The sequence below is a fragment of the Candidatus Accumulibacter sp. ACC003 genome (genome assembly GCF_907163085.1).
GTDB lineage: Bacteria > Pseudomonadota > Gammaproteobacteria > Burkholderiales > Rhodocyclaceae > Accumulibacter.
This window is the reverse complement of record NZ_CAJQTX010000009.1, coordinates 363,214-375,986: the sequence shown is the minus strand read 5'-3', so window position 1 is coordinate 375,986 and position 12,773 is coordinate 363,214. Positions and strand designations below refer to the sequence as shown.

Genomic DNA, 12,773 nt, shown 5'->3' with positions numbered 1-12,773 from the left:
AATCGCCGTCGGCCGCTTGTTTGATCGTCGGAATGCCGTCGTGCGCTGGCCTTTGCGGGGCCGCTGCCGGGTCTCGACCGGGCGCGTCAAAGCACGCTTTTCACCTTGAAGGTTCTGGTTCTCGGCGCCGGCGTCGTCGGTGTCACCAGTGCGTGGTACCTGGCCAGAGCCGGGCACCAGGTGACGGTTCTCGATCGCCAGGCGGGCGCCGGACTGGAAACGAGTTTTGCCAACGGTGGCCAGATTTCCGTCTCGCACGCCGAACCGTGGGCCAACCCGCATGCGCCGCTGCGTGCGCTGGCCTGGATGCGGCGCGAGGACGCGCCTCTGCTGTTCCGTTTCCGCTGGGACGCCGCGTTGCTCGACTGGAGTCTGCGCTTCTTGCGCGAGTGCAGCGCGCGGCGAACGCGCGACAACATCCGCTGTATTGTCGCGCTCGCCCTCTACAGTCGTCGCCAGTTGCAGGCGCTGCGCGGCGAAATCTCGCTGGCCTACGATCATCTCGAACGCGGCATCCTGCACGTCTACACCGATCGCCGCGAGTTTGCGGCGGCGGTCGCGGCGGCGGCGGTGCTACGTGAGTTTGGTTGTGAGCGACGGACGGTCAGCGTCGACGAATGTCTGGCCATCGAGCCGGCACTGGTCCCGGCGGCGCGGCTGCTGGTGGGCGGTGACTACACGGCCAATGACGAATCGGGCGACGCCCATCGTTTCACGCAGCAGCTTGCTGGCCACTGCGCAGCGCGGGGTGTCATCTTCCGTTACGGCGTCGCGGTAGACCAACTGCTCACCGCCGCTGGCCGCGTCGAAGGCGTGCTGGCCGCCGGTGAGTTGCACCAGGCCGACGCCTACGTCGCTGCGCTCGGTAGTTATACGCCGCTGTTGTTGCGCCCGCTCGGCCTGCGTCTGCCGGTGTATCCGGCGAAGGGCTACTCGGCGACGCTGCCGCTGGCGGCCGATAGCGTCGCTCCCCGCGTCAGTCTCACCGACGACGGTCACAAGATCGTCTTTTCGCGGCTTGGCGATCGCCTGCGAATCGCCGGAACGGCCGAGTTCAATGGCTACAATACCGAGCTCAATGCCGTCCGCTGCGGCGCTTTGCTGCGCCGCACCAACGAACTCTTCCCGAGCTTGCGAGCGGCTGGCGAAGCCGACTTCTGGTGCGGTCTGCGTCCGGCGACGCCGTCCAACGTGCCCTTGATCGGCCGCTCGCCAATTGCCCGCCTGTACATCAACACCGGCCACGGTACGCTTGGCTGGACGATGGCCTGTGGTTCCGGCGCGGCCCTGGCGGACATCGTCAGCGGCCGTAAGCCCGAACCCGATTTCAGGTTTCTCTGAGCCGCTGCGCTAGCGACCGTGCAGATCAGCGCGCCTGCCTGGCCGGCCAAACTGGCGGCCCGCCCGTGTTCCTGATTGACACCCATTGCCACTTTGCCGCGGCTGATTTCGAGTCGGATCGCGACGTCGTCGCGGCCGCCGCGGCGGCGGCCGGTATTGCGGCAATCGTCGTCCCGGCCGTCGATGTCGCCAGTTTTGCCGCTGTTCGCGCGTGTTGCGTGCGGCATGCCAGCTGTGCAGCGGCCTACGGTATTCATCCGCTTTACGTCAGAGACGCCAGCGACGATGACCTGGGGGCCTTGCGCCGCACTCTGCAAGGCCTTCTCGCCGGGCCAGGTCGAGCGGTCGCCGTCGGCGAGATCGGCCTCGATTTCTTTGTCGCCGATGCGGGCGTCGAGAAGCAGGAGCGCTTCTTTGTTGAACAACTGAAAATCGCCCGCGACACGGATCTGCCGGTGCTCTTGCACGTTCGCCGTGCGGTCGACCAGGTGCTCAAGAACCTGCGCCGGATCAAGGTCAGGGGTGGCATTGCGCACGCCTTCAATGGCAGTCGGCAGCAAGCCGAAGAGTTCATCAAGCTGGGTTTCAAGCTCGGTTTCGGCGGCGCGCTGACGTATGGCGGATCGACGCGGATCCGCAGCCTGGCGTGCTCGCTGCCGCTCGCTTCGATCGTTCTCGAAACCGACTCGCCCGATATGCCTCCGGCGTGGTTGGCGGGCGCTCGCAATACACCGCTGCAGTTGCCGCGAATCAACGGCGTGTTGGCCGCTTTGCGAGGCATCGACGCGGACCAGCTGGCGAGCGCGACGTCGGCCAATGCGCTGGCGGTATTGCCCGAGTTGCGTTTGCCTGGTTGATCGGGTACGTTACCGCCTGACGGCTTCCGGCTTCCGAGTTTTTCGAGTGCGTGAGCAGCGGGCCAGCGATCAGCAGTACATGAGCAGGGCATGAGAAAGGCACGTATCGGGGGGAGCGCAAGCTGGATGCGCGCGCCTCGGTCGGGCGCCGGTCTCGCAGTACGCCTTGCGGAAGATAACCATTGACCTCCTCACAAAATGAAAAACCCCCTGAATCAATCGGCTGCCACGTGCGTGGCCGTCAAGGAAACCGTGCCTGCCGTGCCGGCCGTACCGCACTACCTGCAAGCCCATTATTGGTGGGCCTACGTCCATCCGCGGGCGGTGCACGTCTTCGAGCGGCAGTGGCTGGTGAACCTGATTCTCTGGGGCAACTACAAGCGTTTGTGCAATGCGGTACTCCATGCCTACGGCAATGATTTGCCCGGCCGCACGCTGCAGATCGCTTGTGCCTACGGCGATCTGACACCGCGGCTGGTCGCCTGCGTGGCCCCCGGAGGCTCGCTGGAGATCGCCGACATCCTGCCGATCCAGCTGCAGAATGTCGCCGGCAAGCTGCCGGCGGATGCGCCCATCAAGCTGCATTGCATGGATTCGGCGGCGCTTACTTTCGCCGACGGCAGCTTCGACCGGGCCTTGTTGTTCTTCCTGCTGCATGAACAGCCGCAAGAAGTCCGTGAACGAACTCTGGCGGAGGCCCTGCGGGTCGTTCGCCCGGGTGGCACGCTGACCATCGTCGACTACGCGCCGCCCAGTCGATTGAACCCCTTACTCTACTTCTGGAAGCCGGTCCTGGACCGCCTGGAGCCTTTTGCGCACGACCTTCTCAGCGAGGAAGTCACTGCCTGGTTGCCGCAAGATGGCTCTTTCGTGACTCTCAGTAAGCAACGCTTCTTTGGCGGTATGTATCAAATGTTGACCCTCAAGCTTGTCGACGTGACGGAAGGATCGGCGAGCTGAGAATCAGATTATTGGCTAGCCCTGCTTGAGCGCAAGCTCCGCCAGGGCTTTTGGCGTGTTAGTCGCGACTGGCGATGGCTGGCGCGAGAAAGGATCAAGCATGGAGAGTTTCAAAGCAGATGTTGTGATTGTCGGCGGTGGTGGGGCGGGTTTGCGAGCGGCGATAGCCGTCGCAGAGTCCGACCCGACGCTGAAGATCGCGCTGGTTTCCAAGGTCTATCCGATGCGCAGCCACACCGTCGCCGCCGAAGGCGGTTCGGCGGGCGTGAAGCTGCCGACCGATAGCCTCGAATACCATTTCAACGACACCGTCGGCGGTGGCGACTGGTTGTGCGAGCAGGATGTGGTCGAGTACTTCGTCGCGCACTGCAACGAAGAGCTGACCCAGCTCGAGCACTGGGGATGCCCGTGGAGTCGTACCCCTGACGGGCACGTCAACGTCCGAGCTTTCGGCGGCATGAAGATCGAGCGCACCTGGTTCGCGGCCGACAAGACCGGTTTCCACATGCTGCATACGCTCTTCCAGACGTCGATCAAGTATCCGTCGATCAAGCGTTTCGACGAGCATTTCTGTGTCGACCTGGTCGTTGCGAATGGTCGCGTGCAGGGTGTCGTCGCGATCGAGATCGGCTCGGGCGAGTTTACCTTCGTCGAAGGCCGGTCGGTGGTCATCGCCACCGGCGGCGCTGGCAGGGTCTTCCGCGAGAACACCAATGGCGGCGTCGTCACCGGCGACGGCATGGCCCTGGCCTACCGCCACGGGGTGCCGCTGCGCGATATGGAATTCGTTCAGTATCACCCGACGTGCATGCCCGGTACCGGCCTGCTATTCACCGAGGCGTGTCGCGGTGAGGGCGGTTTTCTGGTGAACAAGGACGGCTATCGTTATCTGCAGGATTACGGTCTTGGCCCGGCCGAGCCGTCGCCGCGCAACAAGGCGATGGAACTCGGGCCACGCGACCGCCTCAGCCAGGCGTTCTGGTACGAGCAGCAAAAAGGTCGCACCATCGAGGGCCAGCACGGTTCGGTGGTTCATCTCGACCTGCGCCATCTCGGTGAGGCCAAGCTGCGCGAGCGTCTGCCGCAGATCTACGAGCTGGCCGAGCAGTTTCTCGGTGTCGATCCGGCGCGTGCGCCGATTCCCGTTCGGCCGGCGGTGCATTACACCATGGGCGGAATCATGGTCGACGGTCTTTGTGCGTCACCGTTGCCCGGTCTCTATGCGGCCGGCGAATGTTCCAGTGTCGGCATCCATGGCGCCAACCGCCTGGGATCGAATTCCTTGTCGGAACTCTGCGTTTTTGGCAAGGTTGCCGGCGTCGAAGCCGCTCGTTTCGCCAAGGCTGTGGCGCCGGGCGATTCGGCGAGCCTGCTCAAGCAGGCGCAGGTGGTCGAGCAACGCGTGCTGGGCCTGAAGCTGAAAACCGGTGGCAACGAACGCATTGCCACGCTGCGCAAGGAAATGGCGCAGACCATGGAGGACGGTTGCGGCATTTACCGCCTGGCCGAGACGATGCAGAAAACCTGCGACAAACTCGACGAACTCAAGGAACGCTTCAAGCAGGTCAACGTCGAGGATAAGTCGAGTGTCTGGAACACCGAGTGGCTACTGGCCATCGAGCTCGAATACCAGCTCGACGTGGCGCAGAGCATGGCCTATTCGGCGCTCAATCGACGCGAATCGCGCGGCGCCCACCAGCGCCTCGACGGTTTCGAAAAGCGCGACGACGAAAACTTCCTGCAACACTCGCAGGCGCATTATGTCGCTGGCGGCGCGCCGCGCATCGACTACGGCCCGGTCAAAATCACCAAGTCGAAACCAGGCACGCGCGCCTATGGTGCCGCAGGCGAAAAGGCAGAGCAGGAAAGGAAGGCTTCCAATGTCTGAGAATCAGAGAACGATTGAAATCGAGGTGCTGCGCTACCACCCGGAAAAGGACAAGGTACCGTACCAGCAGGTATTCCAGGTGCCGTTTACCGACGACATGTCGGTATTGCAGGGCGTGCAGTACATCAAGGACTACCTCGACGGCTCACTGAGCTTTCGTTGGTCGTGCCGGATGGCGATCTGCGGCAGCTGCGGGATGATGATCAACGGCGAACCCAGCCTGTCGTGCGAGACCTTCCTGCGCGACTACTATCCGGCGCGGGTACGCGTCGAAGCGCTGGCGCATTTCCCGATCGAACGCGATCTGGTGATCAACATGGAAGGCTTCATCGAGAAGCTCGAAAGCATCCAGCCCTACATCATTCCCAAGGAAAAGCGCACGCTGGAGCAGGGCGAATACCTGCAGACGCCCGAGCAACTCAACGCTTACGAGCAGTTCAGTTCGTGCATCAACTGCATGCTGTGCTACGCCGCGTGTCCGCAGTTCGGCCTCAACCCCGAGTTCATCGGACCGGGAGCGATGGCCTTGCTGCATCGCTACAACGTCGATTCGCGCGATGGCGGCAAAGCCGAGCGCATGGAGCTGGTCGCTTCGGAAGAGGGTGTCTTCCACTGTACGGCAGTCGGCTATTGCTCCGAGGTCTGTCCCAAGCACGTCGATCCGGCCAACGCCGTCAACCAGAACAAGACCAACGCGGCCGCCGACTATTTTCTGCGTTTCCTTGCTCCGAAGGGAGGTGCCAAGTGAACAAACGTCGTCCCTATGTTCGTCCGATGGACGGGTGGTGGCGGAGGAATCCGTTCTTCGTCGAGTACATGATCCACGAAGGAACGGCGCTCTTTGTCGCCGCCTACGCCGGCATCCTGTTGAATGGCTTGTTGCACCTGTCGCGCGGTGAGGCCGCGTGGAACGTCTGGCTCGAAGGGCTCAAGAACCCCTTGTACATCGCCTTTCACGTGCTGGCGTTGGTGGCCATCAGCTACCACACCTATACCTGGTTCAAGATCATGCCGCGGACCATGCCACCGGTAATCGTCGGCGGCAAGCGGCTGCCGGACGGCGCGATCACCGGTGGCGGGCTGGCAGTAGCCGCCGCCGCCAGTCTGGTCTTGCTTCTTGCAGTGTGGGGGATGGCACGATGAAAAGGACATTGAAACGTTCCAACGCGCCTATTTTCTGGGCGCTGTTCGGTGCTGGCGGCATGCTGTCGGCCTTGCTTGGTCCGATGCTGGTGTTGATTACCGGCATCGCGGTGCCGCTCGGCTTGCTGTTGCCGGCCGACACCATGAGCTACGCCAACATGCTGGCCTTTTCGCAGAACGTGATCGGCAAGGGTTTCATTCTGGCGATCATCGCGCTCTTCCTGTGGCACGCGGCGCACCGCATCTTCCACAGCCTGCACGACATTGGCATTCACGCTGGCATCGGTGCCAAGCTGCTGTGCTACGGCGGTGCCATGCTGGGAACACTGTTCGCGGCGTACTCCCTGCTGGCGATCGGTTTCTAGACGGGGCCACCGACGCGTCGGGGCGCGCGAGCCGCGCACCCCGACGCTCTCGATCATCGACCTTCGATCATCACTTCCAGAGCGGTGACTCCGGGCTTTGCCAGCCCAGCCGCCCTGGCCAGCGTGTTGCTCAGGCCATGCCGCTCAGCCGCGCCTTGCGCTCGCGCTCGATGCGCGTGATGTAGCGTTGCACCATGCTCATTCGCGCACCCGGAAGATTGATGAATTCACAGCCGACGCGAACGTAGCGCGCGCCACCCCTGGTGGTGACGTCAAACTTGTTGCGCACGCACAGCCTGCCGACCAGCAGACCCTCGTCGGGAAGCGTCATCTTGCAGTCGTTGAGCGTGCTGCCGCGGGGCAGTAGCGCCGCCAGGCTGGGAGTGGCCATCAGGCCGACGCCACCACCGCTGATGTCAAGCAAGGACGCTTCGGCGACCAGCGTGCTGCCGTCGACGCGTTTGATCGTGGTGACGAACTTGACCGGCCTGGCGATCGGCGTCGATAGGCGAAAATATTCGCGACGTTGCAGACGCAGGACTTCGTTCGGCAGTGCTGCGCGAAAAGCCGGCCGCCCGTCGAGGCTGCCCTCCGCGAGATCGTGCAGCGTGAATTGCACCTTCACCTTGTCGACTTCGGCGCTCAGGATAAGCTGGCTGGCCGCCAATGCCTGGCCGTTGACGTGCTCGTCGTGACCCCAGTCGAGGAGCAGCTCGCCGCTATCGGAGTCAAGGTCGAGCACGGAAGTCAGCAGGAAGATCCGGCCGGGGTCGATGCACGCGCTGACCAGGGCGCGCCGCTGGATCAGCGAGCGCAGCGCGGCGACAATCTCGGCCTTCGAGTGCAGCAGGTATTGACTGTAGTCCCCGGCTCGTTCGATCTCGAAGTGCAGGTCTTCCGCTGGCGGTTGTGGCTGAAAATCCGTTGCTTCCATCTGTTTTCCCGGAATTTGCTGGAGCGGCTCGGAGCGCCCTGAAGGCTCAGTTTAAAGCAAAACGGGCGCACCGGTAGCGGACGCTCCGAGTTCAGGGCTGCCGATTCGCTTCGACTGCGGCGACAAGAGTGGCCGCCGCCGGCGCCGCCTGGCCGCTCTCCAGCCGGTACAGCCAGGCCAGCAGTTCGGCGATCGCCAGATACAGCTGCGGCGGGATGTGCTGGTCCAGGTCGACCTGCATCAGTAGTGAGACCAGCTCGGGCGATTCGTGTACGTAGACCCCGTGCTCATGGGCGCGGGCAATGATCTGCTCGGCCATCAGGCCCCGGCCCTTGGCGACGACGCGTGGCGCCGCGTCGGTCTGGCTGTAGGCCAGCGCGACGGCGTTCTTCAGCCCATCATCCCGAGCTTTGCGCATTGTCTTCGCTCTCCTGCTTCATCGTCGTCGCCGTCAGGCAGCTCTCGGCGAGTTGCTCATTTGCTCGGCTGACGCTGTTTTTCTGCATCTTACTCCGAGCGCTCCGCGCGCGACGGTGCGGCGCGAAAACGAGCGTCGCGCCCGCCGGTCGGTGGCGAATGGAGAATCCCGGCTGCCGTAATACGGTGCATAATGAACAGCTTCGTGTCATCTCCAATCGCCTTGGAAGTCATGCCAGAAAAGCCCATCCTCCTTACCAGGCCCTATCTGCCGCCCCTGGAAGAATTTCTTCCCTATCTCGCCGAGATATGGGAGAGCGGACGACTTACCAATGGTGGGCCGTTCCATCAGCAGTTCGAGGAGCAACTCAGGCAGTATCTCGGCGTTCCCTACGTCTCCCTGTTTGCCAACGGCACCTTGGCGCTGATGACCGCTTTGCAGAGTCTGCGGGTAACCGGCGAAGTCATCACCACGCCTTACACCTTCGCTGCAACCACGCACGCCTTGCTCTGGAACGGCATAAAACCGGTCTTCGTCGATATTCGCGCCGATACCTGTAACCTTGACGAGGATCTGGTCGAGGCGGCGATTACGCCACGGACGACCGCCATTCTGCCCGTGCATTGCTACGGTAATCCCTGTGCCAGCCAGCGTCTGCAGCAGATCGCCGACACCTACGGGCTGAAGCTGATCTACGATGCGGCACACGCTTTTGGCGTTTCGGTGGGCGGTCAATCGCTGCTCGATCATGGCGACCTGGCGATGCTCAGTTTCCATGCCACCAAGGTCTTCAATACCTTTGAAGGCGGGGCGATCATCTGCCACGACCTGAAGCTCAAGCAGCGTATCGATTACCTCAAGAATTTCGGTTTCGCCGACGAAGTCACCGTTGTCGCACCCGGTATCAACGGCAAGATGAACGAGTTTCAGGCGGCCCTGGGCTTGCTGCAGCTCAAGCACGTGGCCCAGGCTATTGCCGCACGGCTGCACATCGACCAGCGTTACCGTCAAGCGCTGGCACAGGTGGCTGGCGTGCACTGCCTGACCATTTCTGACGGCGTGAAGCCGAATGCTGGCTACTTCCCGCTGATCATCGGCCCCGAGTACGCGCTGTCCCGCGACCAGCTGTACGAAGTGTTCCGCAGCAAGGACATCCACGTCCGCCGCTACTTCTTTCCGCTGATCAGCAATCTTCCCATGTACCGGGGAATTGCCTCGGCAGCCCCCGCCAACCTGCCGGTAGCGACAAGCATCGCCAATCGTGTCCTTTGCCTGCCGATCTTTCCTGGCCTTGATTCTGGAACAGTCGATCGGATCATCGAGATCATCCGCGCGCCCGTCTGAGCGGTAATGCTCGTCGTGGTTTTTGCCACTCAGCTGCTTTCGCTGCGGCGCAGGAACAGCGTGTCGCCGCTGACATACGCCGAGTTGTACAGCGGTGTTGCCAGCAATTCGTCGCCCACTCGACGGGGGCCATCACCGAACGCCCAGACGTAATCGTCGAGTAGCAGCCAGCCGCCTGGTGCGAGAAAGGGACTCCACGTCTCGACATCGGTTCGCACCTGGTCGTAGCGGTGGTTGCCATCAATGTGCAGTAGACTCAGCTGCTCGGCCAGCGGAACTTTGCCCAACTCCGGACTGTGCAACTCGCGCGTCTTGCGCGCGGCCTGATACATGGCGACGGCGGCTGCGGACGTCTTGCGGAGGTAAGCAACGTTGTCGAGGAGCGCCATTGTGGACAGAAAGATTCGAAAAATCTGCTCGACGTCGATGTCGGTATTGGTGAGTTCGCTGTTCAGCACTGCCGCTTGAGGGCCTTGATCGGTCAGCTCGCTGGTGTTCCAGGGGTCTATGCAAATCAGGCTTCCCAGATTGTGACGGCTAGCGAGGTAACCCAAGGCAAACGCTGAACGGCCATAAAGGCTCCCGACCTCAAGAAAATCGCCGCGAGGAAGCTGACGGACGATGTGGCATAGGGCGCGTAGTTTCCCCTCGTCACACTGGCCCGGTGTGCTCAGGAACTGGCGATGGAGCGCTGAATAGCAGCTACGCGACAGCGGTGGACGGATCGTTGCCTTGCCCAGGATTTCTTCGCTCGTCGTGTCGATCACCACGGACGCCGCCCAGTCTTCGTGAGGGCTGAAAAGCTGCATGGTGACGCTAAATGGGTCGGGTTGGCACAACTCGAATGAAGGGCCTCCAGAACCTCGCTGCAGAAGATTTTTCAAGTGCCGCCAGACGCCCTGATGTGGCGAATAGATCCTGGTGATCGAGTGCCGCGCGATCGCCAGCCCCAAGGCCTCGTCGAACTCCGGGTCGGTAATGAATGGCAGCCGAATGAACAAATCGATCGGCTCGCCATTTCGGTCAGCCATCGCTGAACTGGCACCGATGATTTTAATATCAAGCGCGCGGGCGACGCGGATGAAGGCGCTCGCCTCATCGATATCCAGCGGAAAAACAAGTACTATCGTTTTGGTCAAGGCCAATCCTCGGTCATGCGATCGGGTGGTCGAGAAGCCGGGTGGTTGCCGGCCCAAAGTCCATAGCAGCGGCAATCAGGCGGGCGAGCATTTGACGTCGTTCGGCGTCCAGTCGACGATGTTTCTCAGATCTGCCTTGCGAAGGCCTGCTCGGGCCAGAAAGGCCTCGTCTGCGCACAGAGTCTCTACCATTCGACTCTTTTCAGAGCGGCTCAACTGAGGATGAAGTTGGCTGGATAGCGACGAAAAATGGTCAACAAAAAACGCCGCCAGTTCCGCCGGCTGCACGACAGATAGCTTTTTACAGAGGTCATTGCTGCGTACCCCGTAAGCCGGTTGGCTCGCCAGCCAGGCGAGCCAGCCGGGGATAATAATCCTGAGCGATGCGCCATGAGATATTGGCCGAATCGCCGCAAGCGCATGCGCAAGATGATGCAATATCCATGGAATCTTCTTTCCGCACGAGAATAGATAAGAAAGTGAAATCGTCGAAGCGAACATCATGTTCGCGCGCGTGCTATACGAATCCTGCCAGGATTCCAGGGCGTGGGCATTGCGTAGCAGATAGTCCATGGCCTCCAGGATCATCGCGTCGACGATTCCAGGTGTTTCATCCATGGAAAAGAACTGTTCCAACAGATGCGAAAGAACGTCCGTGTGATTGTCAGTCAATACCGCACGCGGTAGCGTTCTGGTGAAATTTGGGTTGCAGTAAGCAAAGCGCGGGCGTGTCGATAGATCGGTGAAAGCAACTTTCTCATCGGTCAACTGCCTGCTGATCACAAATCCGCCGTTGCCTTCGCTGCCGGTGCCAGTGGTGGTGAGCACCACGCCGAGCGGCAGTGCGGGAACCGAGAAATGCGCTCTTCGCTGCCGATACTCCCAGATATCCGGCACTTTGTTGGCAGCCAGCAAGGCGATGGCTTTGGCCGCGTCGATTGCTGAACCGCCGCCCAATCCGATGACAAAATCTGCGCCGCAATCCAGTGCCAGCGCCGTACCGGCAGCGACAAAACGGTCGTCCGGATCCTCCCCGCAGTTCGGGTGCTCAACGCAAGGTATCCGACGTGTTTTCAGAATCTCGGTGATTTCCTGGTGGCAACCGTTCTGATGAACGCTGCCACGGCCATACACGAGAAGAGTTCGGGTTATCGAATGATTACCCAGTTCCTGCTCCAGGAGCGATCGTGCACCGGACCCGAAGAGGATCCGTGTCGGTAAGGAGAAGGTGAAGTCAAGCACGCGGGGACACTTCGTGGCCAGCGCCAGCGTAGAAGAAAAAACAACCGAGCGTATACGGAGGCGGCTTCATATGCTGTTAGACGGTGTAGAGAACGGTCTCGATGACGCTAATGCAGGAATGATGTTTGACGCGTAGCTGGTAGTCCGAGTTTTCACTGATCAGGAGGGGAATCCTGAAGTAATCGTCAAGCGTGTGGTAAAGGCAGATGCATAGTTTTGGATGGTCACGTGCGATGGTCTCGGAGGCTCCTTTCAATGCAAGTTGCTCGGAGCCCTCGACGTCGAGGGCAATCATCGACACTTTTCCGTCGACGTACTCGTCGATGGCTACTGCTTCGCGCTTGTGCTTAGTGAGCGCAGCGTCCCCGCAGACATGCGCGTCAAGGCCGGCATTGGAGTCGTCATCGTCGAATGCGAGGAAGCGATTCTCGCTCCAGAGAATTTTGTTGTTGATCGTAATCCGAGGGTTGTTCTTGAATTTTTCGGCGAGAAATCTGGACCAGCTTGTACTTGGCTCAAACGCGGTAACCCGTATTGCGGGGTTATTCAGAATTGCACGTTCGATGTGCTTGCCATTGAAAGCACCGGCAAAAACAAGCTGGCCTGAATCGTCGAGAACTTCGTTGATCTCGTTCCCGAAGTAGGGGTTGGCGCTGTATAGCGATTGATCCCAGAGTTGGCCAAAAAGTATGTTTTCGATGCGTTTACGATAGACTTCTTTCGATCTCTGGTCGGCTAGCAGATCAATGCAGCGGTCACAGTCTGCCATGTTTTCTTGGAGGTAGGAGTAGGCCTCGAAACTCCGGCAGTGATAGATTGGGAAATAGTACAGTTCGTTAGATACGACCTTTGCCTGTAGCTCGAGCAGCCCGGCAGTCATGATGATCACCGTATCCTGAGGGGACATGTTCCGTACCTCTGAAAATGACATTACCGGGATGCCAAATAGTTCCTTCTCGGGAATGTCGCGCGTGCTGTCGCAAACGCACAGAGGCTTTGGCAAGAGCTTTGACTCGCCGCAGAATTCTTCAATAAAGCCCTTGAGTCGTCGTCCGGCCCCCCACAGGACGAGTTTCTTCTCGTGGATGTCGTTGATCGCAGCACGCAAATGGGTCAGGTCCAGATCGGAAAACAGCATTCGG

13 protein-coding genes are annotated in these 12,773 nt (G+C 60.8%); 8 read left to right on the top strand and 5 right to left on the bottom strand.

Annotated features, from left to right (window positions below):
• Positions 1-105 precede the first annotated feature (105 nt).
• The 7 genes from QZ656_RS20125 (at position 106) to frdD (ending at position 6,554) form a co-directional block, all read left to right on the top strand.
• Complete coding sequence (locus tag QZ656_RS20125) at positions 106-1,341, top strand: D-amino acid dehydrogenase (protein ID WP_291995059.1); 1,236 nt, start codon at positions 106-108, stop codon at positions 1,339-1,341.
• A gap of 65 nt (positions 1,342-1,406) precedes the next feature.
• Complete coding sequence (locus QZ656_RS20120) at positions 1,407-2,198, top strand: TatD family hydrolase (RefSeq protein WP_291995058.1); 792 nt, start codon at positions 1,407-1,409, stop codon at positions 2,196-2,198.
• A gap of 252 nt (positions 2,199-2,450) precedes the next feature.
• Positions 2,451-3,158: a rhodoquinone biosynthesis methyltransferase RquA gene (gene rquA / locus QZ656_RS20115; protein ID WP_291995057.1), complete on the top strand. Its 708-nt coding sequence runs from the start codon at positions 2,451-2,453 to the stop codon at positions 3,156-3,158.
• A 100-nt stretch (positions 3,159-3,258) separates the two neighbouring features.
• A complete protein-coding gene (frdA, locus tag QZ656_RS20110; protein WP_291995056.1) occupies positions 3,259-5,046 on the top strand; it encodes a fumarate reductase (quinol) flavoprotein subunit in 1,788 nt (595 codons plus the stop codon).
• Positions 5,039-5,794 carry a succinate dehydrogenase/fumarate reductase iron-sulfur subunit gene (locus QZ656_RS20105; RefSeq protein ID WP_291995055.1) on the top strand — a complete coding sequence of 252 codons (756 nt, stop codon included), beginning with the start codon at positions 5,039-5,041 and terminating at the stop codon, positions 5,792-5,794. Before frdA ends, QZ656_RS20105 begins: the two co-directional genes overlap by 8 nt.
• Positions 5,791-6,189, top strand: a complete 399-nt coding sequence (locus QZ656_RS20100; RefSeq protein WP_291995054.1) for a fumarate reductase subunit C — start codon at positions 5,791-5,793, stop codon at positions 6,187-6,189. The genes QZ656_RS20105 and QZ656_RS20100 overlap by 4 nt, the downstream gene beginning before the upstream one ends.
• A complete protein-coding gene (gene frdD / locus QZ656_RS20095; protein ID WP_291995053.1) occupies positions 6,186-6,554 on the top strand; it encodes a fumarate reductase subunit FrdD in 369 nt (122 codons plus the stop codon). The genes QZ656_RS20100 and frdD overlap by 4 nt, the downstream gene beginning before the upstream one ends.
• A 130-nt stretch (positions 6,555-6,684) precedes the next feature.
• On the opposite strand, the gene QZ656_RS20090 is transcribed toward frdD, so the two are convergent.
• Both QZ656_RS20090 and QZ656_RS20085 read right to left on the bottom strand, forming a co-directional pair.
• Positions 6,685-7,488: a flagellar brake protein gene (locus QZ656_RS20090; protein WP_291995052.1), complete on the bottom strand. Its 804-nt coding sequence runs from the start codon at positions 7,486-7,488 to the stop codon at positions 6,685-6,687.
• Positions 7,489-7,579: 91 nt separating this feature from the next.
• Positions 7,580-7,906 carry an EscU/YscU/HrcU family type III secretion system export apparatus switch protein gene (locus tag QZ656_RS20085; RefSeq protein WP_291995051.1) on the bottom strand — a complete coding sequence of 109 codons (327 nt, stop codon included), beginning with the start codon at positions 7,904-7,906 and terminating at the stop codon, positions 7,580-7,582.
• A 192-nt stretch (positions 7,907-8,098) separates the two neighbouring features.
• On the opposite strand from QZ656_RS20085, the gene QZ656_RS20080 reads away from it, so the two are divergent.
• Positions 8,099-9,250, top strand: a complete 1,152-nt coding sequence (locus QZ656_RS20080; protein WP_291995050.1) for a DegT/DnrJ/EryC1/StrS family aminotransferase — start codon at positions 8,099-8,101, stop codon at positions 9,248-9,250.
• 29 nt (positions 9,251-9,279) lie between these two features.
• Here the strand turns inward: QZ656_RS20080 and QZ656_RS20075 are convergent, their stop codons facing one another.
• The 3 genes from QZ656_RS20075 to QZ656_RS20065 form a co-directional block, all read right to left on the bottom strand.
• Entirely contained in the window at positions 9,280-10,464 is a 1,185-nt protein-coding gene (locus QZ656_RS20075; RefSeq protein ID WP_291995049.1) for a class I SAM-dependent methyltransferase, read from the bottom strand.
• Entirely contained in the window at positions 10,465-11,631 is a 1,167-nt protein-coding gene (locus QZ656_RS20070) for an iron-containing alcohol dehydrogenase (RefSeq protein ID WP_291995048.1), read from the bottom strand.
• 76 nt (positions 11,632-11,707) lie between these two features.
• The gene (locus QZ656_RS20065) at positions 11,708-12,769 is read right to left on the bottom strand and encodes an FkbM family methyltransferase (protein WP_291995047.1); all 1,062 of its coding nucleotides are present in this window, start codon (positions 12,767-12,769) and stop codon (positions 11,708-11,710) included.
• Between the last annotated feature and the right edge of the window lie 4 nt (positions 12,770-12,773).

Bases quoted from the DNA above. Each gene is read 5' to 3' on its own strand.
- frdA (WP_291995056.1), top strand. From the start codon at position 3,259: ATGGAGAGTTTCAAAGCAGATGTTGTGATTGTCGGCGGTGGTGGGGCG.
- QZ656_RS20105 (WP_291995055.1), top strand. From the start codon at position 5,039: ATGTCTGAGAATCAGAGAACGATTGAAATCGAGGTGCTGCGCTACCAC.
- frdD (WP_291995053.1), top strand. From the start codon at position 6,186: ATGAAAAGGACATTGAAACGTTCCAACGCGCCTATTTTCTGGGCGCTG.
- QZ656_RS20090 (WP_291995052.1), bottom strand. From the start codon at position 7,488: ATGGAAGCAACGGATTTTCAGCCACAACCGCCAGCGGAAGACCTGCAC.
- QZ656_RS20085 (WP_291995051.1), bottom strand. From the start codon at position 7,906: ATGCGCAAAGCTCGGGATGATGGGCTGAAGAACGCCGTCGCGCTGGCC.
- QZ656_RS20080 (WP_291995050.1), top strand. From the start codon at position 8,099: ATGAACAGCTTCGTGTCATCTCCAATCGCCTTGGAAGTCATGCCAGAA.
- QZ656_RS20065 (WP_291995047.1), bottom strand. From the start codon at position 12,769: ATGCTGTTTTCCGATCTGGACCTGACCCATTTGCGTGCTGCGATCAAC.